Annotated in this window: 21 protein-coding genes; 17 read left to right on the forward strand and 4 right to left on the reverse strand. The window is 34.8% G+C overall.

Annotated features, from left to right (window positions below):
• Nucleotides 1-31 precede the first annotated feature (31 nt).
• From ACNRYB_RS04000 to ACNRYB_RS04015, 4 genes are all read left to right on the forward strand, one after another.
• Nucleotides 32-1168, forward strand: coding sequence for an OmpA family protein (locus ACNRYB_RS04000; RefSeq protein WP_129747849.1), 1137 nt, complete (start codon nucleotides 32-34; stop codon nucleotides 1166-1168).
• Between the two features lie 227 nt (nucleotides 1169-1395).
• Nucleotides 1396-1914: a ferritin gene (locus tag ACNRYB_RS04005; RefSeq protein ID WP_008465537.1), complete on the forward strand. Its 519-nt coding sequence runs from the start codon at nucleotides 1396-1398 to the stop codon at nucleotides 1912-1914.
• A gap of 82 nt (nucleotides 1915-1996) precedes the next feature.
• Entirely contained in the window at nucleotides 1997-2182 is a 186-nt protein-coding gene (locus ACNRYB_RS04010) for a hypothetical protein (RefSeq protein WP_029271150.1), read from the forward strand.
• 85 nt (nucleotides 2183-2267) lie between these two features.
• Entirely contained in the window at nucleotides 2268-2960 is a 693-nt protein-coding gene (locus ACNRYB_RS04015; protein WP_473729307.1) for a DUF2461 domain-containing protein, read from the forward strand.
• A 261-nt stretch (nucleotides 2961-3221) separates the two neighbouring features.
• Here the strand turns inward: ACNRYB_RS04015 and ACNRYB_RS04020 are convergent, their stop codons facing one another.
• Entirely contained in the window at nucleotides 3222-3545 is a 324-nt protein-coding gene (locus tag ACNRYB_RS04020) for a single-stranded DNA-binding protein (protein WP_410501067.1), read from the reverse strand.
• Between the two features lie 178 nt (nucleotides 3546-3723).
• Here ACNRYB_RS04020 and ACNRYB_RS04025 point away from each other — a divergent pair, with 178 nt between their 5' ends.
• From ACNRYB_RS04025 to ACNRYB_RS04035, 3 genes are read left to right on the forward strand one after another with little or no spacing between them, the layout of a single operon-like run.
• On the forward strand, nucleotides 3724-5253 hold the full coding sequence (locus tag ACNRYB_RS04025; RefSeq protein WP_129747846.1) for a bifunctional GNAT family N-acetyltransferase/carbon-nitrogen hydrolase family protein: 1530 nt from the start codon (nucleotides 3724-3726) through the stop codon (nucleotides 5251-5253).
• Nucleotides 5250-5597, forward strand: a complete 348-nt coding sequence (locus tag ACNRYB_RS04030; protein ID WP_008465546.1) for a hypothetical protein — start codon at nucleotides 5250-5252, stop codon at nucleotides 5595-5597. The genes ACNRYB_RS04025 and ACNRYB_RS04030 overlap by 4 nt, the downstream gene beginning before the upstream one ends.
• A 15-nt stretch (nucleotides 5598-5612) precedes the next feature.
• Complete coding sequence (locus tag ACNRYB_RS04035) at nucleotides 5613-8006, forward strand: M28 family peptidase (RefSeq protein ID WP_473729308.1); 2394 nt, start codon at nucleotides 5613-5615, stop codon at nucleotides 8004-8006.
• Nucleotides 8007-8110: 104 nt separating this feature from the next.
• Here the strand turns inward: ACNRYB_RS04035 and ACNRYB_RS04040 are convergent, their stop codons facing one another.
• Nucleotides 8111-8506 (reverse strand): rhodanese-like domain-containing protein, encoded by a 396-nt coding sequence (locus ACNRYB_RS04040; RefSeq protein ID WP_473729309.1) that lies wholly within the window; start codon nucleotides 8504-8506, stop codon nucleotides 8111-8113.
• Between the two features lie 146 nt (nucleotides 8507-8652).
• On the opposite strand from ACNRYB_RS04040, the gene ACNRYB_RS04045 reads away from it, so the two are divergent.
• The 10 genes from ACNRYB_RS04045 to ACNRYB_RS04090 all read left to right on the forward strand — a co-directional run bounded on the left by ACNRYB_RS04045 (nucleotide 8653) and on the right by ACNRYB_RS04090 (nucleotide 18869).
• The gene (locus tag ACNRYB_RS04045) at nucleotides 8653-9555 is read left to right on the forward strand and encodes a LysR family transcriptional regulator (protein ID WP_473729310.1); all 903 of its coding nucleotides are present in this window, start codon (nucleotides 8653-8655) and stop codon (nucleotides 9553-9555) included.
• A complete protein-coding gene (locus ACNRYB_RS04050) occupies nucleotides 9540-9989 on the forward strand; it encodes a GNAT family N-acetyltransferase (RefSeq protein WP_473729311.1) in 450 nt (149 codons plus the stop codon). The genes ACNRYB_RS04045 and ACNRYB_RS04050 overlap by 16 nt, the downstream gene beginning before the upstream one ends.
• 148 nt (nucleotides 9990-10137) lie before the next feature.
• On the forward strand, nucleotides 10138-10974 hold the full coding sequence (locus tag ACNRYB_RS04055; protein WP_473729312.1) for an SDR family oxidoreductase: 837 nt from the start codon (nucleotides 10138-10140) through the stop codon (nucleotides 10972-10974).
• A gap of 52 nt (nucleotides 10975-11026) precedes the next feature.
• Nucleotides 11027-11503: a methylated-DNA--[protein]-cysteine S-methyltransferase gene (locus ACNRYB_RS04060; RefSeq protein WP_473729313.1), complete on the forward strand. Its 477-nt coding sequence runs from the start codon at nucleotides 11027-11029 to the stop codon at nucleotides 11501-11503.
• Nucleotides 11504-11701: 198 nt separating this feature from the next.
• Nucleotides 11702-12415: a 3'-5' exonuclease gene (locus ACNRYB_RS04065; protein WP_473729314.1), complete on the forward strand. Its 714-nt coding sequence runs from the start codon at nucleotides 11702-11704 to the stop codon at nucleotides 12413-12415.
• 93 nt (nucleotides 12416-12508) lie between these two features.
• Nucleotides 12509-13582: a winged helix DNA-binding domain-containing protein gene (locus tag ACNRYB_RS04070; RefSeq protein WP_473729315.1), complete on the forward strand. Its 1074-nt coding sequence runs from the start codon at nucleotides 12509-12511 to the stop codon at nucleotides 13580-13582.
• A gap of 537 nt (nucleotides 13583-14119) precedes the next feature.
• A complete protein-coding gene (locus ACNRYB_RS04075; protein ID WP_473729316.1) occupies nucleotides 14120-15559 on the forward strand; it encodes a nucleoside recognition domain-containing protein in 1440 nt (479 codons plus the stop codon).
• 203 nt (nucleotides 15560-15762) lie between these two features.
• Complete coding sequence (locus tag ACNRYB_RS04080) at nucleotides 15763-16422, forward strand: hypothetical protein (RefSeq protein ID WP_129747836.1); 660 nt, start codon at nucleotides 15763-15765, stop codon at nucleotides 16420-16422.
• Between the two features lie 21 nt (nucleotides 16423-16443).
• Nucleotides 16444-17184, forward strand: coding sequence for a hypothetical protein (locus tag ACNRYB_RS04085; RefSeq protein ID WP_129747835.1), 741 nt, complete (start codon nucleotides 16444-16446; stop codon nucleotides 17182-17184).
• An 80-nt stretch (nucleotides 17185-17264) separates the two neighbouring features.
• Entirely contained in the window at nucleotides 17265-18869 is a 1605-nt protein-coding gene (locus tag ACNRYB_RS04090; protein ID WP_129747834.1) for a fumarate hydratase, read from the forward strand.
• A 121-nt stretch (nucleotides 18870-18990) separates the two neighbouring features.
• Here ACNRYB_RS04090 and ACNRYB_RS04095 read toward each other — a convergent pair whose 3' ends face one another.
• Nucleotides 18991-19491, reverse strand: coding sequence for a PAS domain-containing protein (locus tag ACNRYB_RS04095; RefSeq protein ID WP_129747833.1), 501 nt, complete (start codon nucleotides 19489-19491; stop codon nucleotides 18991-18993).
• 102 nt (nucleotides 19492-19593) lie between these two features.
• On the reverse strand, nucleotides 19594-20676 hold the full coding sequence (gene dinB, locus ACNRYB_RS04100) for a DNA polymerase IV (protein WP_129747832.1): 1083 nt from the start codon (nucleotides 20674-20676) through the stop codon (nucleotides 19594-19596).
• Between the last annotated feature and the right edge of the window lie 51 nt (nucleotides 20677-20727).

Here is a 20727-nt window from a genome sequence, read left to right on the forward strand (position 1 = left end):
GTTTTGGGCAAAAATTTAAAATTAAAACATAATGAAAAAAGTTGTAATGACTCTTGCATTTGCCCTAGCGTTAACTGCAGTACATGCTCAAACAGAAAGTAACAATGCTTATAATAAATGGTCTATAGATTTAGGCGCAGGTTTTAACAAACCGCAACGACCATTTAGCGATGGATATTATACAAATACTGTAAGTCCATGGACTGGAGATTTAGGGGTTCGCTACATGCTTAACAACAAATTTGGTTTGAAAGCAGACTTTGGATACAACAGTTTTACCGCAAAAGGAAGCTCTATTGATTTTGATTCAAGATACTATAGATTAGATTTACAAGCGGTAGCCAACTTAGGCCGCATCATGAATTTTGAAACTTGGACAAACACTATTGGTTTATTAGGACATGCTGGTTTTGGTTACTCTCAATTAAGAAACGATAACTTCAAAGGAGCAGATGAAATGGGTAACTTTATTGCTGGGGTAACTGGACAAATAAGATTATCAAACAGAGTTGCTTTAACTGGTGATTTCTCAACTATTTTCAATGCATCTCAAGATCGTACTTTTGATGGAGCGTATGCTGCAGGTAACAGAGGTTTTTCTGGTTTGATTTTTAACGGAACTGTTGGTTTAAACGTTTACTTAGGTAAAAATACAAAACATGCAGACTGGACAGTAATTTCTAGCGAAAGTAACAATGCTGATATTACTGCGTTGGAAAACAAAGTAGCAGATCTTGAATCACAAATCAAAAACAGACCTGCACAAAAAGAAGTTATTGTAGAAAAACAATTAAATAATGCACAGCCAACTGATAGTGATTTAATCAAAAGAATGATTAATGATAAGTACTACAGTGTGTATTTTGATTTCAACAAAACGACTCCTATTGAAAACTCAACTGCTGCGATTGATGTAGTTTTAAATTACTTAAGAAAAAATCCTTCTGCTTCTCTTGACCTTGTGGGTTATGCTGATCAAGTTGGAAAAGCTGAGTACAACGAAAAACTATCTAACACTAGAGCAACAAACGTAAAAACTATTTTTGAAAAAGCTGGAATTGCTTCTTCTCGTTTAAATGTTATTGCAAATGGTGCAGATACATCAATCCAAAAAGACTCTGACGAAGCTAGAAGATTAGCTAGAAGAGTTACTTTTATCGTAAAATAATTTCTTTTTAATAGACTCGATTAAAAAGTCCTTAAGATTTTTTCTTAAGGGCTTTTTTTATTGCTTATTTCTAAAATAATATGATTTACATTTTTAAATCCAGCCAATTTTGAGGAAATCAAGCCCAATTAATTCCACTTAAGGCTAATTCAAAAGTCTAATGTTTTCGAGCTTTTGAAAAAATGAAATGAATAATTTTTCTTAATTTTACAAAAAAGACACTTATTATGTTAGCAAAAAATATTGAATCGGCTTTAAACAAGCAAATCCGCATAGAAGCAGAATCTTCACAAACTTATCTTTCTATGGCTTGTTGGGCTGAAGTGCAAGGATTAGAGGGAATCTCGCAATTCATGTACACACAGTCAGACGAAGAGCGTGCACACATGCTTAAATTGGTTAAGTATGTAAACGAACGCGGAGGACATGCTCAGGTAACAGATCTTAAAGCGCCAAAAACAACTTATACGACTTTCAAAGAAATGTTTGAGGAGCTTTATAATCATGAACTTTTTGTTTCGAAATCTATTAACGAATTGGTTCATATTACTTTTGAAGAAAGAGATTATGCGACGCACAATTTCTTACAATGGTACGTTTCTGAACAAATTGAAGAAGAAGCTACAGCTAAATCTATCTTAGACAAAATCAACTTAATTGGTGACGATAAAGGTGGCCTTTATTTGTTTGATCGTGATATTCAGCAATTAACAGTTACGAGTTCAATCGCTATCAACCCTAAATAAAAAAGTTAAATTTTATTTAGAATATTTAAAAATAACTTTTTTGGTTTATATTTGTCTCTGTTTTTAAAATTCAGAGGAAAAAGTGAGCAAGAAAGAAAAAGACAAGGATAAAAAAAAGGATAAAAAGAAAAAGAAAAACAAAGATATCCTTGATAAAATTAAGAAGATTGAGAATTGTAAATCTTCTTGCTGTGAGAAATATAAAAAGAGCGAAAAGAAACGCTGCTCACGCTGTCCTATGTTTGATTTATTCAAAAAAACTGCTTAACGCGATATAGAAAAACCCATCAGATTTCTCTGGTGGGTTTTTTAGTTTTAAATTGCAGTCTATTTTTCGATTTTTAAATTCAATTATGAAAAACGATATTACAATTCCCAAATCCAGTCTTGACTTTTTGGTTCAGTTAAAGGAAAATAATAACAAACCATGGTTTGAAGAGCATAAACCACAATATTTGATAGAACTTAATCATATTGAAACTTTTGCCGGCGCTTTACTAAAAGAACTTTCCAAAACGGATGTTTTAGAAAATACTTCTGGCAAAAAAAGTGTTTACAGAATCTATCGCGACATTCGTTTTTCTAAAGATAAAACACCTTTTAAACATTATTGGGGCGGAAGTTATACGCGAGCAACCGCAGCAAGACGTGGCGGCTATTATTTTCATCTGGAAAAAGGAAACAGCTTTTTCGCGGGTGGATTTTGGGGACCGAATGCTGCCGATTTAAAACGAATAAGAACCGAATTTGCCCAAGATCCTGAAACCTTTCAGGAAATACTGAATTCTGAATCTTTCAAAAGCAACTTTGGTACTTTGCAAGGAGAACAGCTCAAAACAAAACCAAAAGGTTTTGATGTGGATCATCCAGCCATTGATTTGCTTCGTTTCAAACAATTTTTGGTAATAAAGCGCTTTACTGACGAAGAAGTATTGAGTCCGCAATTTTTAGAACTTGCTTTAGATGCTTTCAAAAACATGAGACCCTTTTTTGATTACATGAGCGAGGTTCTTACAACTGACGCTAATGGGGTTTCAATTATATAAAAACATTTTTTTGCAAAATATTAAACCCGACAGATTTTAAAAACCTGTCGGGTTTAACTAATCGTCCTTTAATTCTAAAAGCATTTCATTCCGTACGAATGTCTCATCGGTAGAAATTCGATTTGGATTATGGTTTTACGTTCCGTAGGAACGTTTGATTGGTGAAATGAATTATTCCACAAAACAGGTGTCCCTACAGGACACTACAAACAACATCATTTTTTTTCTACCGACGAGATATTCCTAACGGAATATTAAATGTTATTTACTCAGCAATAAAATTTCATTTACAACCACTTCGGTTATATAGCGTTTTTCTCCGTTTTTATCATCGTAGCTTCTGTGTGTCAATTTTCCTTCAACAGCAACTTCTTTCCCTTTCACAACAAACTTTTCGATAATTTCTGCTGTTTTTCCCCAAGCTGTTATTCTATGCCATTCGGTTTGTTCTACTTTTTCTCCCTTGTCATTTTTGTAATAATCCTTTGTTGCGATTGTAATGTGTGCAAGCTTTCTTCCGTTTTCTAATGTTTTAACTTCTGGATCGTTTCCTACATTCCCAATTAATTGTACTCTGTTTTTCATGGCGTATATTGTTTTTTAAATTATGAATAAGTTGAATCGTTTATCAAATTCAACACTGCAAAGATGAGAAACCCCAGCGCTGACAGTCGGTTATTAACTATTTACTATCGACTGTAACTATTTGTAAGCGTTTGTAAATGGAATTTGTTTTTTGTATATTTGAGATAAATCTTACGATATGCAGGCAAAAATTAAAAAAGTAGAGCTAAGAAACCTTGAAATTGAGGACTATAGACAATTAAAGAAATCAATGATTGAATCGTATCCAGAAATGGCCGATTCGTATTGGGGATCTGACGACATAGAAAGACTTCTTTCTATTTTTCCGGAAGGACAGCTGGTGATTTTGGTTGACGGAAAAGTAGTAGGCTCTGCTCTATCTCTCATTGTTGATGAAAAGTTGGTAGAAAAAAGACATAACTATCAGCAAATTAGTGGAAACTATACCTTCTCTACTCACAATCCGAATGCGGAAATTTTATACGGAATAGATGTTTTTATTCACCCAAATTATAGAGGCTTGCGTTTGGGGCGCCGATTATATGATGCCAGAAAAGAACTTTGCGAACAGCTGAATTTAAAAGCAATTGTTTTTGCAGGAAGAATTCCGAACTATAGAGAACACGCTAAAAAACTGTCTCCAAAAGCGTATATAGAAAAAGTACGCACCAAAGAACTGTACGATCCGGTTCTTTCTTTTCAGCTGAGCAATGATTTCCACGTTTTACGAATCCTTAAAAATTATTTGGAAGGAGACGAAGAATCAAAAGAGTTTGCGGTTTTGCTGGAATGGAACAATATTTACTATGATGACAGTCCGAAACTAATTAATGTTAAGAAAGAAATTATTCGTTTAGGATTAATTCAGTGGCAGATGCGGCCGTTGAATAATGTCGAAGCACTTTTTGAGCAAGCTGAATTTTTTATTGATGCGGTTTCGGGTTATGGTTCTGATTTTGCCTTGTTTCCAGAATTGTTTACTGCGCCTTTAATGGCCGATTATAATCATTTATCTGAAGCAGAAGCTATTCGCGAATTGGCACGCCACACCGATCCAATTCGTAAGCGCTTCCAAGAATTTGCCATTTCATACAACATCAACATTATTACTGGAAGTATGCCTTATGTCGAAGGCGGAAATCTTTACAATGTTGGTTTCTTATGTAAAAGAGACGGAACTTCAGAAATGTATACCAAAATCCATATCACGCCAAACGAAGTTATACACTGGGGGATGAAAGGCGGATCTCAATTTAAAACCTTTGATACCGATTGCGGTAAGATCGGAATTCTAATCTGTTATGATGTTGAGTTTCCAGAACTTTCTAGACTTTTGGCAGATGAAGGAATGGATATTTTGTTTGTGCCGTTTTTGACCGATACACAAAATGGTTATACTCGTGTAAAACATTGTTCGCAAGCGCGCGCCATCGAAAATGAGTGTTATGTAGCCATAGCAGGTTGCGTTGGAAATCTTCCGAAAGTAAACAATATGGATATTCAATATGCACAATCATCTGTATTTACGCCATCCGATTTTGCTTTCCCAAGTAACGGAATCAAAGCAGAAGCAACACCAAACACAGAAATGACTTTAATTGTCGATGTCGATTTGAACTTATTGAAAGAACTTCACGAACATGGTAGCGTTAAAACGTTAAAAGACAGAAGATCTGACCTTTACGAAATTAAAAAATTGAATTCATGAAAACATGCCTCGAATGCTCAGCTAAAATTTTCGGCCGAGAAGACAAAAAATTCTGCTCTGACAGCTGTCGCAATGCCTACAATAACAAAATAAATAAAGATAGCACGAATTTCATGCGAAATATAAACAACAAGTTACGCAAAAATTACCGTATTTTGGCAGAGTTAAATGTAGATGGAAAATCTAAAGCTTCTCGAGACAAATTATTGACCAAAGGATTTGATTTTGAGTTCTTTACAAACATTCTGCAGACCAAGACAGGAAATACATATTATTTCTTGTATGACCAAGGTTATCGTTCCTTGGACAATGATTATTTTATGCTTGTTAAAAAAGAAATATAGTTAGTTTAATTTACCATGAGAAAAAACCCCACCTCAATTCTAGCCATAGTCTGCGTTTTAGCTTTACTTGGCATTATATACGCCACGATGATGCCGCAAGGAATCTCTAAAGACGACGAAGCTCTTGCTGAATTTTCGACTGAAAGAGCCTTAAATCAAGTCGAAATTATAGCACAAAAACCACACTATGTGGGATCGACCAATCACGAACTTGTTGCTAATTATCTTAAACTAGAATTAAACAGAATCGGATTAGAAACGAGTGTTCAGGAAGGTTTTACTCTAAATGATAAAGGCCTTTTGGTAAAGTCAAAAAATATTTTGGCCCGCATTAAAGGAACAAACAATACAAAAGCGCTTTTACTTCTTTCTCATTATGACAGTGCGCCACATTCCTTCTCAAAAGGCGCAAGCGACGATGCTTCTGGTGTCGCAACAATTTTAGAAGGTGTTCGCGCCTTTTTATACTCCAAACATCCTCAAAAAAACGATATTATCATATTATTTTCTGATGCAGAAGAATTAGGATTAAACGGTGCAGCTTTATTCGTAAACAAACATCCTTGGGCAAAAGACGTTGGTTTGGTTTTAAACTTTGAAGCAAGAGGAACTTCTGGACCGAGCTACATGCTGATGGAAACCAACAAAGGAAATCAAACCTTGGTTGAGGAATTTACTAAAGCAAAACCTTCTCATCCTGTTTCAAATTCTCTGATGTACAGCATTTACAAAATGCTTCCAAATGATACTGATCTAACCGTTTTTAGAGAACAAGGAAATATTCAGGGATTCAATTTTGCTTTTATCGATGGGCATTTCAACTATCACACGCAGCAAGATGATATTCAGCATTTAAACAAAACTACGTTAGCACATCAAGGCACTTACATCATGCCTTTGTTGAAATACTTAACAAACATTGACTTAAACCAGACAGAATCTACTGAAGATAATGTTTATTTCAGTGCTCCTTTTACCTTCATTAGCTATCCGTTTACATGGGTAATGCCAATGACACTGATTGCTCTTGGATTATTGGTCTTATTCATTTTTGTTGGAAAAGTAAAAAGAATCATCACTTTCACAGAAATATTCAAAGGTTTTGTTCCGCTTTTAGGGTCGATTATAATTGCTGGATTGGTCACATTTTTAGGATGGAAACTAATTCTAGAGATTTATCCGCAGTATTCTGATCTTCTAAACGGATTTACATATAACGGACATGCTTATATAGGCGCTTTTGTTACATTAAGCATTGCCATTTGTTTTGCATTCTACCACCATTTCTCCGAAGCCAAAACCACAATGAACCATTTTGTGGCTCCTTTACTGCTTTGGATTATCATTAATGCATTTTTAGCGAACAGCCTAACGGGAGCTGGCTTTTTAATTATTCCAGTTTATTTCGGAATATTGCTATTCGGAATATTTGTTTTTACACAACATTACAGTTTAGGAATGAATTTAATATTCTCTATTCCAGCTCTGGCTATAGTTGCTCCTTTTATTGTAATGTTTCCAATTGGTTTAGGTCTAAAAATTTTATTTGGAAGCGCAATCTTAACCGTTTTGCTATTCGGATTGTTACTGCCAATATTTGGAGCTTTTGCTAAAAAAGGCGCTTGGATTGTGGTTTTCTTCCTTACTTCTATCGCATTTTTCGCTTACGCCGGATATCATTCAGGATATGAACCTGGAAAAGCCAAATCAAACAGTTTATTGTATGTTTATAATGCCGACAACAATTCTGCGGTTTGGACAACTTATGATACCAATTTGGATGAATGGACGAAATCATATTTAGGCGAGAAAAGCCAAAAAGCAGTTGGTTTAAATACGCTTCCGCTAACAAGCAAGTACAATACAACATTTACTTACAGCGCAATTGCACCTGTAGTTGACGTTCCAAAACCTACAATTCAATTTTTAAGAGACAGCGTCATTGGAAATAATAGATACTTGAAAATTAAGATTACTCCAAACAGAAAAGTAAATCGTTATGACATTTTTGCCAATCCAAAAATGACTTTTTACAACTTTAAGGCAAATGGAGTTGCTACTTCAGGAGAAAAAACCAATCGTCTTGAACGTGAAGGTTCAAAAATATTATGTTATTATGTTGTAGGCAACGAACCGCTTGAAATGGAGTTCTACATCAACAAATCGGCTGTTTTTGATATGGATTTAATTGAAAGTTCTTTCGATTTAATGAGCAATCCGTTATTAAATGTTAAGCCAAGGGAAAATTGGATGATGCCAACTCCATTTGTATTGAATGATGCAGTTATGATTCAGCAGAAAATCAAAAGATACACACCACCAGTAAAACCGATTGAGCCCGTCGTTCCAGCAGATAGTTTAGCTGTTCCAAAAGACAGTATCAAAGCCGTTACACAGCCGCAACCTTAAAAAAATTAATGCTATGGCAACAAATGTTTGTACAATATTTTGAAGCTGTAATAAACCTTAAATAAAAGGCAGACCTAATTCTAAAGTCTGCCTTTTTTACTTTTTTAGCATGCGCATTCAATTTTCAAACCTTGTTTTTCGCCTTTTGTGCCTTCGGTTGCATATCCGTCAATCTTCCACCATTCTAGACCTCCGATTAATTCTTTTACTTTAAATCCAAGTTTTGTCATATTCAAAGCACCTTTTGTAGAAGCGTTACAGCCAATTCCTGTACAATACGTTACATACAACACTTCTTTGTCTAAATGTTTGGTCGTTTCTTCACTCATTTCGCGATGCGGAATATTAATCGCATTCGGAATATGTTCTTCATCGTAACCAAAAGCTCTTCTAGCATCAATTACAATAATTTTTTCGCCATTGTTTAAAGCTTCAAATAAATCGGATGGATCCATTTCATAAGCTAACTTGTTTTCATAATGTTTAATTTGTGCTTCCATTTTAATTGTGTTTTATTGATTTTGTTTTCCAAAAGTAGAAGATGATTTCATGCCATAAAAACGAAAAGATTTCATCAACAGCATTACTTTTTTTCATACAAAAGCCAGTTTAAAATTTTGTTTCTTTGTGTATTAATTCTTCAAAAATGGAAATACGCCACTTAAAATTGATAAAAGCAATCGTAGAAGAAGGAAGCATTACGAAAGCGATCGATAAACTTCATTTGACACAATCGGCTTTAAGCCATCAGCTCAAAGAAGCCGAATATCAATTGGGTACTGCTATTTTTTTGAGAGTCAACAAAAAATTAGTTCTCACAAAAGCAGGCGAAAAAGTCTATGATGTGGCCAATGAAATCCTTACTAAACTTGCTGAAACTGAAACTCAGATCAAACAAATGGTTTTTGGCGAATCTGGCGAAATCAGAATTAGTACCGAATGTTTTTCGAGTTATCACTGGCTTCCGTCCGTTTTAAAACAGTTTCATCTTTTATATCCCAATGTAGAATTAAAAATTGTAGCCGAAGCAACGCACATTCCGCTGCAGAAATTATTAGAAAATACTATTGATATCGCAATTGTAAGCGATACAATTAAAGACAATCATATAAAATACACCGAGCTTTTTCAGGACGAAATGGTAATGGTAGTTTCCGAAAATCATTCTTGGGCGGACAAAAAATACGTAGTTGCAGAAGATTTCATCAACGAACATCTGATTATTCATTCTCTTCCGCTAGAAACCGTTACCATTCATCAGTTTCTTTTGGCTCCAGCCAAAGTAAGTCCGAAGAAAATAACTCCGATGCCTTTAACAGAAGCTTCTCTAGAAATGGTAAAAGCCGATATGGGCGTAATGTCTATGGCAAAATGGGCACTGCAGCCACATTTAAAAAACAATCCGATTAAAGCAGTAAAAATTGGAAAGAGTGGTTTGAAACGAAAACACTTCATTGCAACGCGTGCCAATGAAAATTATCCCAATTACTTTCATCACTTCATCAGCTTTTTACAAAACGAAATCAACTTACAATGGAATATTCAATAAGAAACTGCGAAATAGCAGATTTACCCAAACTCATTGTTTTGCTACAAAAGCATGCCGAATTTGAAAAGGCTGAATTCTCTCCTGAAGGAAAAGAAGAAGGTTTGAAAAACGCTTTATTTAGCCAAAATCCTAAACTATTCTGTTTGGTTGTTACCACAGAAGAAACTATTGTGGGTTATGCATCCTATACTTTTGATTTTTCTACTTGGAACGCACAAACATTTCTCTACATGGACTGTTTATTTTTGGAAGAAGAAACAAGAGGTTTTGGAATTGGTGAAATTTTAATCGAAAAATTAAAAGAAATCGGAACCCAAAACAATTGCGTTAATATTCAATGGCAAACACCCGAATTCAATACAAGAGCCATTAAATTCTATAACAGAATGGGCGCAAAAGGAAAAGACAAAGTCCGATTTACATTAACTTTGTAAATCTTTTTTTGTTTCACGCAGATTTGGCAGATTGAGCAGATTCAATTTGAAATGATTATCTGCAAGATCTTCTTAAATCATTTTAAATCTGCGTGAAAAAAACTTTGCAACTCTGCAACTTTGTAACTTTGCATCTTAAAAAGAAAAAATGACAAAAATTAGTATACTTGGCTGTGGTTGGTTAGGACTTCCTTTAGCGAAAGCATTAATTGCAAAAGGAAATTCGCTAAACGGATCAACAACTTCGGAGAACAAACTTCCAATCTTAAAAGATGCAGGAATAAATCCGTTTCTTGTCATCCTGAGCGAAGTCGAAGGAAACTTTGAAAGCGGTGGAATTTCCGAGAACATTAATTCTTTTTTAGCCGAAAGCGAAATCTTAATCATAGATATTCCGCCAAAACTGAGAACAGTAGATCCAAGTTCTGAGAAGAAAGCTTTTGTCGAAAAAATCAAAAACCTAATTCCGTTTATAGAAAAATCAAAGATTCAGAAAGTGCTTTTTGTAAGTTCAACTTCTGTTTACGGCGATGATAATGGTCTTGTAACAGAAGAAACCATTCCAAATCCAGACACCGAGAGTGGGAAGCAATTACTTTTAGCTGAAAAATTGCTGCAAGAAAATCAAAACTTTGAAACTACTATTCTTCGTTTCGCTGGATTAATTGGTGAAGATCGCCATCCTGTTAAGTTTTTAGCTGGAAAAGAAAATATCGAAAATCCAGATGCTCCAATAAATTTAATTCACAGAAACGATTGCATCGGCATTATTGAAGCCATCATAAATAAATCCAAATGGAACGAGGTTTTTAATGCCGCTGCACCTTTTCATCCAACGAGAGAGGAATATTATACTCTAAAAGCTGCCCAAATGAATTTGCCTTTACCAAATTTTAGCTCTGAAAAATCGAATATTAAAAAGGCCATTTCAAGTAAAAAGATTGAAAACAGTCTAAACTATCAATTCAAGCTGGAGAATTATTAAAAAAACTTTGCGAACTTCGCGATAAATCTTTGCGCCTTTGCGGTTAAAAACTATGGAAACAGTTTTCATCAATTCGCCTCTAGGAATCACCAAAATTATTGGAGATGAAAAAGGTATTGCGGTAATTTCGGTGTCTGATGTTGGAACAAATGAAGTTTCTAAGGAAATTCCAGAAGTTTTAAAAGAAGCCGTTTTGCAGTTAAATGAATATTTTGAAGGCAAAAGAACCGATTTTGACTTAAAACTGAATCCGCAAGGAACCGAATTTCAACAGAAAGTCTGGAAATCTCTTCTTGAAATTCCATACGGAAAAACGGTAAGTTACATGGATCAAACAAAAAAACTGGGAGATGTAAAAGCAATTCGAGCTGTAGCTTCGGCAAATGGTAAAAATCCACTTTGGATTGTTGTGCCTTGTCACCGCGTTATTGGAACAAATGGATCTTTGACCGGTTACGCTGGCGGATTATCCCGTAAAAAATGGCTTTTAGAACACGAAAGCCCGTCTGCACAGCAAAGCTTGTTTTAGTATTTGCCACTAATTTCACGAATTCTCACTAATTTTTCTCCCCTTTAATTTTCTTTATTTTTGCATTTCGATGTTTAAATAAGAAAATTCATCAGGTTGCATATTTCATGATCCATAAAAAACCAAATTTGTGTACATTTATATCGGCAAAGAATTAGTGCAATTCGTGAAATTAGTGGCAAAAACCGCAACAAAAATATGATTGAAAAGATAAACCTTAATAACATTCTCTTTCTCGATATAGAAACTGTTCCTGAAGAAGAAAACTTCAATTCGCTTGACGCGGAAATGCAGTCGCTTTGGGATTTGAAAACGCAATATCAGCGAAAAGATGAGTTTACTCCAGAAGAATTTTACGAACGTGCCGGAATCTGGGCAGAATTCGGAAAGATAATTTGCATTTCGGTAGGCTTTTTTACGATCAAAGGAGATGTTCGCAATTTTAGAGTGACTTCTTTTTTTGGTGAAGAGAAAAAGATCTTGAAAGACTTTTCGAATCTGATCAACAATCATTTTAATCAGCCTCAGCATTTGCTTTGCGGACATAATTCGAAAGAATTTGATATTCCGTTTATTGCCCGCAGAATGATTATCAATCAAATGCCAATTCCTGATAAACTGAATTTATTTGGCAAAAAACCTTGGGAAGTTCCGCATTTAGACACTTTAGAATTATGGAAGTTTGGAGATTATAAGCATTATACATCTTTAAAACTATTGACGAAGATTCTTGGTGTGCCATCGCCAAAAGGCGATATCGACGGAAGTCAAGTTGCTCACGTTTATTATGTCGAAAAGGACATTGACCGAATTATTACCTATTGCGAAAAAGATACGATTGCTGTAGCTCAGATTTTCTTACGTTTACGCCGAGAAGATTTACTGATTGATGATGAAATAATTCATGTGTAACTTTAAAGTTGCTAAGATTCTAAGGTTCTGAGATGCTGGGTTTTTTAGCTACGCTGTTTAAATGAACTCAAATAACTTATATGGTTTAAAAAAATGATTCATTCCGAAATTTCACATCATCGCATGGCTTCTCAGAAGCTTTACCAGGAAAATCAATGTTCTCCTCAGGAAATTGTACATCATTTTGGCGCTATGCAGGCTCAGGATTATGCCATGGCAAAATGGGCGATTGGTTCTCGTTGCAATGCCTCTGAAAAAGAAATCGAAGAAGCAGTTAATTCTGGAAAAATTATTAGAACCCATATTCTTCGTCCAACTTGGCATTTTGTTTCGGCTGATGATATTTATTGGATGCTTGATCTCTCTGCCCCGCAAATAAAAAAACTTGCTATTTCTGGCGCTAAAAAATTTGGAGTGGATGAAAAAAAGTTGATTCAGATTAATACTACTATTGAAAAGCTACTATCAGGAAACAATCATTTGACTCGCGATGAAATTATGCAGGAGCTTAATATCAAAAAGACATCGAAAGAAGATTTTCTAGGTGCAGCCATTATGATGAATGCAGAATTGGATGGTTTGGTTTGTAATGGAAGAATGAAAGGCAAACAAATTACGTATGCTTTGCTTGAAGAAAGAGTTTCTAAACCAAAAACAAAACTGACTAAAGAAGAAGGATTAGCAAAACTCGCTCTGCGCTACTTTGAAAGTCACGGCCCAGCAACTTTACTTGATTTCTCATGGTGGTCTGGTTTCGCGCCAACAATTTGCCAAAAAGCAATTAACGCAATTGAGTTGCAATTAAACTCTATTACCATTGAAAATCAGACTTTTTGGCTTTCTAAAAACCGTTCTATGAAAGATAGCTTTCGTGAAAGCGTACATTTTCTGCCAGCTTTTGACGAGATTTTAATTTCATACAAAACGCGCGAAGCTTCGTTTTCTGGAGATCATCAGTCCAAAACTTTTACCAATAATGGCATTTTTAAGCCCATCATTTTAGAAAATGGAAAAGTAATCGGAATCTGGAAACGAACGATTAAAAAAGATCATGTAAAAATTGAAACCGAGTTTTTTAATGAAACTGAAAATTCAAAAAAAGAAATTCTTTTTGAAGGAATTAAAGCTTTTGAAACCTATTTGGAAACCAAAGTTGTGATTGAGTAATTAATTTTTAAAGTTTAAAAAAAAATCGAAAATTATTAAATGAATAAAAAAACTATCGTCCTTATTTTCTCATTCTTAGGAATCATTTCATTATTTCTTCCATATAATCAGGATACTATAATTGCTTGTGGCAAAGACTTCAGTTCAAAAGAGTATTATCATAATAGCTTTATAAATTTCATCACAGAATTCTCTAATAAAACACCGAATATTAGTGATATAACTGAAGCTTTCCTCATTCTTATTATTTATTTTTCACTTATTTTTTCTTCAATACTATTTTTATTTAATAAAATCAAAATTTCTATTTTTCTTATTTTCATAACATTGTTCTTAATGACAATCTCTTTCGTTAGCTCAAGAAATGATTTGCTTTTTGGATATTATTTAATGGCTCTTCATCAAATATTACTTTTGTTTTACATCATACAATCAAAAAACAAATTCGAACCCGCTTGAGTCTATCTTGAAAAATCAAATTTACTTTTGTAATTGTCATTGCGATTGATTTATTTAAATTTACAAAAAATTACAGTTATGGTATTAAGCAGATTTTGGTTAGTTATTTTTATTTCTTCGATTCTTTTTATTGTTGTCAGTTTATTTACGGCCAATACTTATACCATTGATTCTGTTCTGAATGGAAAAAAAGACGATCCTGTTTTAGTTTCTGAAAAATACATTGAAGAACTTCCGGCTTTCTTAAAAGACAGTATTCAAAAAGCTCCAGATCAAACCATGATCGTCAATCGTGATACGCTAAATGCCGACACAACGTATGTTTACAAAAACAAAACCGTAAAAATTTACAGCGGTCTTCAAAAATCTGACGGATTGCTACCAACTTGCAAAAGCACTTTAGTCGATTTAATTTTGCCTCTTATTGCCTATTTAGCCTTTTTCTGCGGATTAATGGAACTTTTAATCGTTTCTGGAGCTTCTGGAAACTTGGCAAAAGCCTTGAGTCCTGTATTTGTAAAAGTTTTTCCAAGCATTCCTAAAAATCATCCTTCGATATCTTACATGACCTTAAACTTTGCTGCCAATTTCTTGGGATTGGATTCGGCCGCAACACCTTTTGGATTAAAAGCAATGGAAAGTTTACAGGAAATAAACCCTGAAAAAGATAAAGCCAGCGATGCACAAATCATGTTTATGTGTCTTCATGCGTCTGGTTTAACCTTAATCGCAACTTCAATTATCGGTTATCGTGCCGCTGCAAATGCCAGCAATCCTGCTGATGTAATGTTGCCATGTATCATTACATCGTTTATCGGAACCATTGCCGCTTTCTTAATTGTCGGAGTAAAACAGAAAATCAATTTCAAAAGTGCTTCGCTTTTAATTGGCTTAATGGGATTAATTGCTGCAATTGTTGGTTTATTGATGTATGTGAATCATTTAGATTTAATTGGAAAAAACTATTTCACTTCTAACCTTTCTGGATTAATTTTATTGGCGATCATAGTGTTTACACTGATCTTTTCTTTCAGACATGAAAAAAAATTCAGAGAAGCAGACACTACCGTTTTTGACACATTTGTAGTAGGCGCCAATAATGGAGTTAAAACGGGAGTTACGATTTTTCCATACGTTTTAGGAATGTTAGTTGCGATTTCACTTTTTAGAAACAGCGGTTTATTTGAAATCATCAGTGACGCAATCGGATTTATCTTTTCGAATCTTGGTGTAAGCAAAGAAATTACAAATGCACTGCCAGTTGCAATGCTTCGTCCGTTTAGTTCTGCAGGTTCAAGAGGCTTCTTAATTGATTCTATGAATACTTTTGGAGCCGATTCGTTAACGGCTAGATTGAGCAGTATTTTTCAATGCAGTGCCGAAAGTACATTTTATGTTATTGCGGTTTATTTTGGTTCTGTAAATATCAAAAACACTCGTTACGCATTAGGCACAATGCTTCTAGTAGATTTAATCTGTGTTATTACAGCAATTTTTGTAGCCACTTGGTTTTTCTAATAAGCGTCAAAAAAATATAAAATTATTTTTACAAAAGCCTTTATAACAATAGATAAAGGCTTTTTTATTAAAGTTTTAATACAAGATACCGACATGAATTAGACGCATTATCTTACATTATTTTTTCTTTTTTTGTAAAAACCTCTTAGAATTTTATATTTTAGAGCCTTCTAAGAATAAAACAATTAAATATTCCCCCAAATATGTTTAAATGGTTTTTAAGTAAAAAGAAGGGCTCTAAAAGTCCCGAAAAAATCGAATGCGTAGCAGAAGCACAACCTACAGAAAAAGCTGAATCTGCGCAAAGCAAAGTCGATTCTAATAAAATTGACTGGCTTATTAATGATTCGCTTCTTGCCTTTATGCCTCGCGAATTATTTATGCACTACTCTGATTCTACTACTGTAAAAGATCTTCAGGATCCGTCGTGGCAAAATCAAGGACTCTACTTTTGGAAAGAAAAGGAAGCTTTTGAAAACAAATCACTTCCAGGTTTTTTTGAAACTATGGAACAAAAATTATTTGTGATTAACGAGGTGCCAGATTACATCTCGCTGGTTTCAGGAAAGGCCATGCCTTGGTTTGGAATGCCTGGAGGTGGCGAAAAATTCTTTTTTAGATATGACGAAAGCACTCCGGTAACTATTGAAGAAGCACATAAACTCAATATTATCAATTATGTTGAAATTGTGGAATTGAATCAGGACAACCTTAGCGTTCTAAATGACAGAGATAATTATTGCTTTTTAATAGATCCTAACGAAGTTAAGTATGAAGATCAGCTTTTTTATCTTAATGGCGAAAAAATCTCATTGGCAGAACTTTATCAAAAAAAGAAACTTTTAGTTCTATCTGTTGAATAAAATCACTTTTGAATTATAATTATGAAAATCCACACTCTTTTCTTCCTGCTTGTTTTAGTCGGATGCCAAAAAACAAAAACTACAGAAGCAACTCAAATTGCAGAAATCATAGAACCGCAAGAAATATTGGAGGTTACAAATGATGAAAAAATCATTAAGACCGATACTGTAGCCATTTATACCGACGGAACAGAATCGTCTACAGATTACATTCTGGCGCATTTGGTAGACCAGCAGGCAGACAAAGACAGTATTGTTACCGTAAAATATCGATTAGATTTTTATCAGAATAAAACCAAAACCGCGTCTTCAAAAATCGCAATAAAAGGCTTTGAAAAAGGTTCTGAATGGATAGCGTCTTATGGACTTACCTCTGAAACTTCTAAAAATTCTCCATTTATACAAATTTCTGTGGGTTATCCTGCCTGTGGCTATTCGCATGAAAACTATTTATACTACCTAAAAAGTAAAGACTTACAGTTGGTTCACCAATGGAGCACAATGTCTGACAGCGGTTGGGGAAGCTGGGTTGAAATAGTGAACCCTTCCACCAATTCTGACCCGAAATCATTTTATTGCAAAACCGTTGCATTTGTGCCTGCGGATGAAGATGAGAACCTTGACATGGGAATCCTTTCTCACTCAGATTCAATATCTTTTGAATTAACAGACAACAAATGGAAAAAGATGTTACTGTCTGCGAAAGACAAACCTTACTTCGAAAAAAAGATGACGTTTGATCAATTTAATAGCGTAGAATAAAAATCATAAAACTGCTCAAGAGTTCTTATTCAAATTCTTTCTTAGGTAAATAATTTCTAAATTTGTAAAAAAACAAAACAATGATTGATTTTATATACCAAGATCCTTATCCGATCTTAAAAGATGATACGCAGTACCGCAAAATCACTTCTGATTTTGTAAAAGTTGAAAAATTTGGAGAACGTGAAGTTTTAACTGTTGACCCAAAAGGTTTAGAGTTATTGGCAGAAGAAGCTTTGACTGATGTTTCGTTTATGCTGAGAACATCTCATTTGCAAAAATTAAGAAAAATTCTAGACGATCCAGAAGCTACAGACAATGACCGATTTGTGGCTTACAATTTATTGCAAAATGCATCTGTAGCTGCTGAAGGTAAGTTGCCAAGCTGCCAGGATACGGGAACTGCGATTGTAATGGCCAAAAAAGGCGAAAGCATTTTTACTGGTGTTGATGATGCAGAATGGTTAAGCCGCGGTATTTTCAATACCTATCAAAAAAGAAATTTACGTTATTCGCAGATCGTTCCGATTTCGATGTTTGAAGAAAAAAATTCAGGATCAAATCTTCCGGCTCAAATTGATATTTATGCTAAAAAGGGAACTTCTTACGACTTTTTGTTTATGGCAAAAGGTGGAGGATCTGCAAACAAAACGTATTTATACCAACAGACAAAATCTTTGTTGAATGAAAAATCGATGGACGAATTCATTCGCACAAAAATCAAAGATTTAGGAACTTCGGCTTGTCCTCCATACCACTTGGCTTTGGTAATTGGCGGAACTTCTGCTGAAGCTAACTTAAGCGCTGTTAAAAAGGCTTCTGCAGGATATTATGACAATCTTCCAACATCTGGAAACATGGCTGGCCAAGCTTTCCGTGATCTTGAATGGGAAGAAAGAGTACAGAAAATCTGTCAAGAAAGTGCGATTGGAGCGCAGTTTGGCGGAAAATATTTCACTCACGACGTACGTGTAATCCGTTTGCCTCGTCACGCGGCTTCTTGTCCGGTTGGATTAGGGGTTTCTTGTTCTGCTGATAGAAATATTAAAGGAAAAATCACTAAAGATGGAATCTTTGTTGAGCAATTGGAAACAAATCCAAAACAATTTTTACCAGAAACAGCTCCGCATTTAGAAGCGCCTGTAGAAATTGATTTAGATCAGCCAATGGCAGATATTTTGGCTAAATTGTCTCAATATCCAGTTAAAACTCGTCTAAAATTAAACGGAACTGTAATTGTTGCTAGAGATATTGCTCACGCAAAAATCAAAGAATTGCTAGACGCTGGAAAACCAATGCCTGATTATTTCAAAAATCACCCAGTATATTATGCTGGTCCCGCAAAAACCCCAGAGGGAATGGCTTCAGGAAGTTTCGGGCCGACAACTGCTGGCCGTATGGACGTTTATGTGGATGAATTCCAAAAAAATGGCGGAAGTATGATTATGCTTGCAAAAGGAAACCGAACTAAACAAGTAACCGATGCCTGCAACAAATACGGCGGATTCTACTTAGGTTCTATCGGAGGTCCTGCTGCTATTCTGGCGCAAGACAACATCTTAAAAGTTGAAGTTGTTGATTTTGAAGAGTTAGGAATGGAGGCTGTTCGTAAAATCACGGTTAAAGATTTCCCTGCATTCATTATTACGGATGATAAAGGAAATGATTTCTTTGCAAACTTGTAAAAGTGTTCTGCCACAAAGACACTAAGACACAAAGTTTTTTTATAATAAAAGCCACCTATTGGTGGCTTTATTTTTTCTTCTTTTTCAAAACATCTTTGCGTCTTTGAGCCTTCGTGGCCAATTAAGCGCTTAAATCTTGTTTTTCAAAAGCTATAAAATGTGATATTTCGCCTTTTAAGTTATACACTGGCGAAGCCTCTATTTTGCATTTATAAGTCTGTCCGTTTTTTCTATAGTTTTCTAGGGTTTTTGCGAAAGGAATCTGTTTTTTTACCGCTTCCCTTATTTCTTTTAAATCTTTTTGGGAAGTTGCCGGACCTTGAAACATCTTTGGCGTCCTGCCCAAAACTTCTTCCTCTTTGTAACCCGTCATTCTTTTTATTCCGCTTGAAGCGAAAACTATTCTCAGATTTAAATCAGTCACCAAAACCACTTCTTGTTTAATTCTTTCTCGAATATTGAGCTTTTTCTCATCCCAGACAAATTCATCTGAAATCTTACTGACTCTCTCCAAGTCACTGCTTAAGGCTTTTAGCTCATTTAGATATTCATAATGAAAATCCCAAGATAAGATTGGAACTGAATTTCGCTGCACTAGATCATCAGAATTTTTATTTTTCATACTAAAACAATTCAGAAGATGAATGGATCTTTTCCCTCAAAGATAGCAGAAAAATTTTGTTATGAGAAGTGCTGAATCTTAATATACGATTAAAAAATATCGTCAAAATGTAAATTTCAACTGCACAACAACTGCCTTCTTAACCTCTGTATTCAAGTTACTTAACGAAATTCCAAGCAGCCTGACCGAATCTTTCATTTTCTCCTGATACAGTAATTCTTCAACATTTTCCATAATCAGACTTTTATCAGAAATAAAATAAGGTAGTGTTTTGCTTCTTGTCTGCTGCGAAAAATCGCTGTATTTAATCTTGAGCGTAATTGTTTTTCCTGAAACATTATATCGCTTGAGACGTTTTTCTAATGAACCTGCAATTCGTTCCAATTGTTCCATCATAAAAATCTCAGAAGACAAATTCACATCAAAAGTATGTTCTGCCGCGACAGATTTAGCGATTCGAGAAGATTTAACTTCGCTATTATGAATACCTCGAACAACATGGTAATAAAAAGCCCCCGATTTACCGAAATGTTTCTCTAAAAAATCCAAAGACTTGCTTTTCAAATCTGTTCCTGTAAAAATTCCTAGTTGATACATTTTTTCTGTCGTGACTTTTCCGACTCCATAAAATTTACGGATTGGAAGATCTTCCAGAAAAGCTTCGACTTCATCCGGATTTACGGTTTTTTGCCCGTTTGGCTTATTGTAATCACTGGCAATTTTGGCAACAAATTTATTGACTGAAATACCTGCTGATGCCGTCAACCCAACTTCATTAAAAATTCTTGTTCTGATTTCCTGTGCGAGAAGACTTGCGCTAGGGTTTCCTTTTTTGTTTTTGGTCACATCCAAATAAGCTTCGTCAAGCGAAAGTGGCTCAACTAAATCGGTGTATTCATGAAAGATTTTATGAATTTTGGATGAAATCTCTTTATAGCGGTCAAATCTTGGTCTGACGAAGATAATTTCCGGACAGTATTTTTTGGCTAAAACTCCACTGATGGCACTTCGAACGCCAAACTTTCTAGCTTCATAACTTGCCGCCGAAACCACGCCCCGATTCTCTGAACCGCCAACTGCAACTGGCTTTCCTCTTAACTCTGGATTGTCCATCTGCTCTACCGATGCATAAAAGGCATCCATATCAATGTGAATAATTTTACGATATGTTGGTGTTTCAGACATATTGCAAATTTAAAAAGGAAAAACAATAAAAAAACGCTGTAAATAGTTATA

It is taken from the genome of Flavobacterium sp. CR10 (assembly GCF_055814415.1).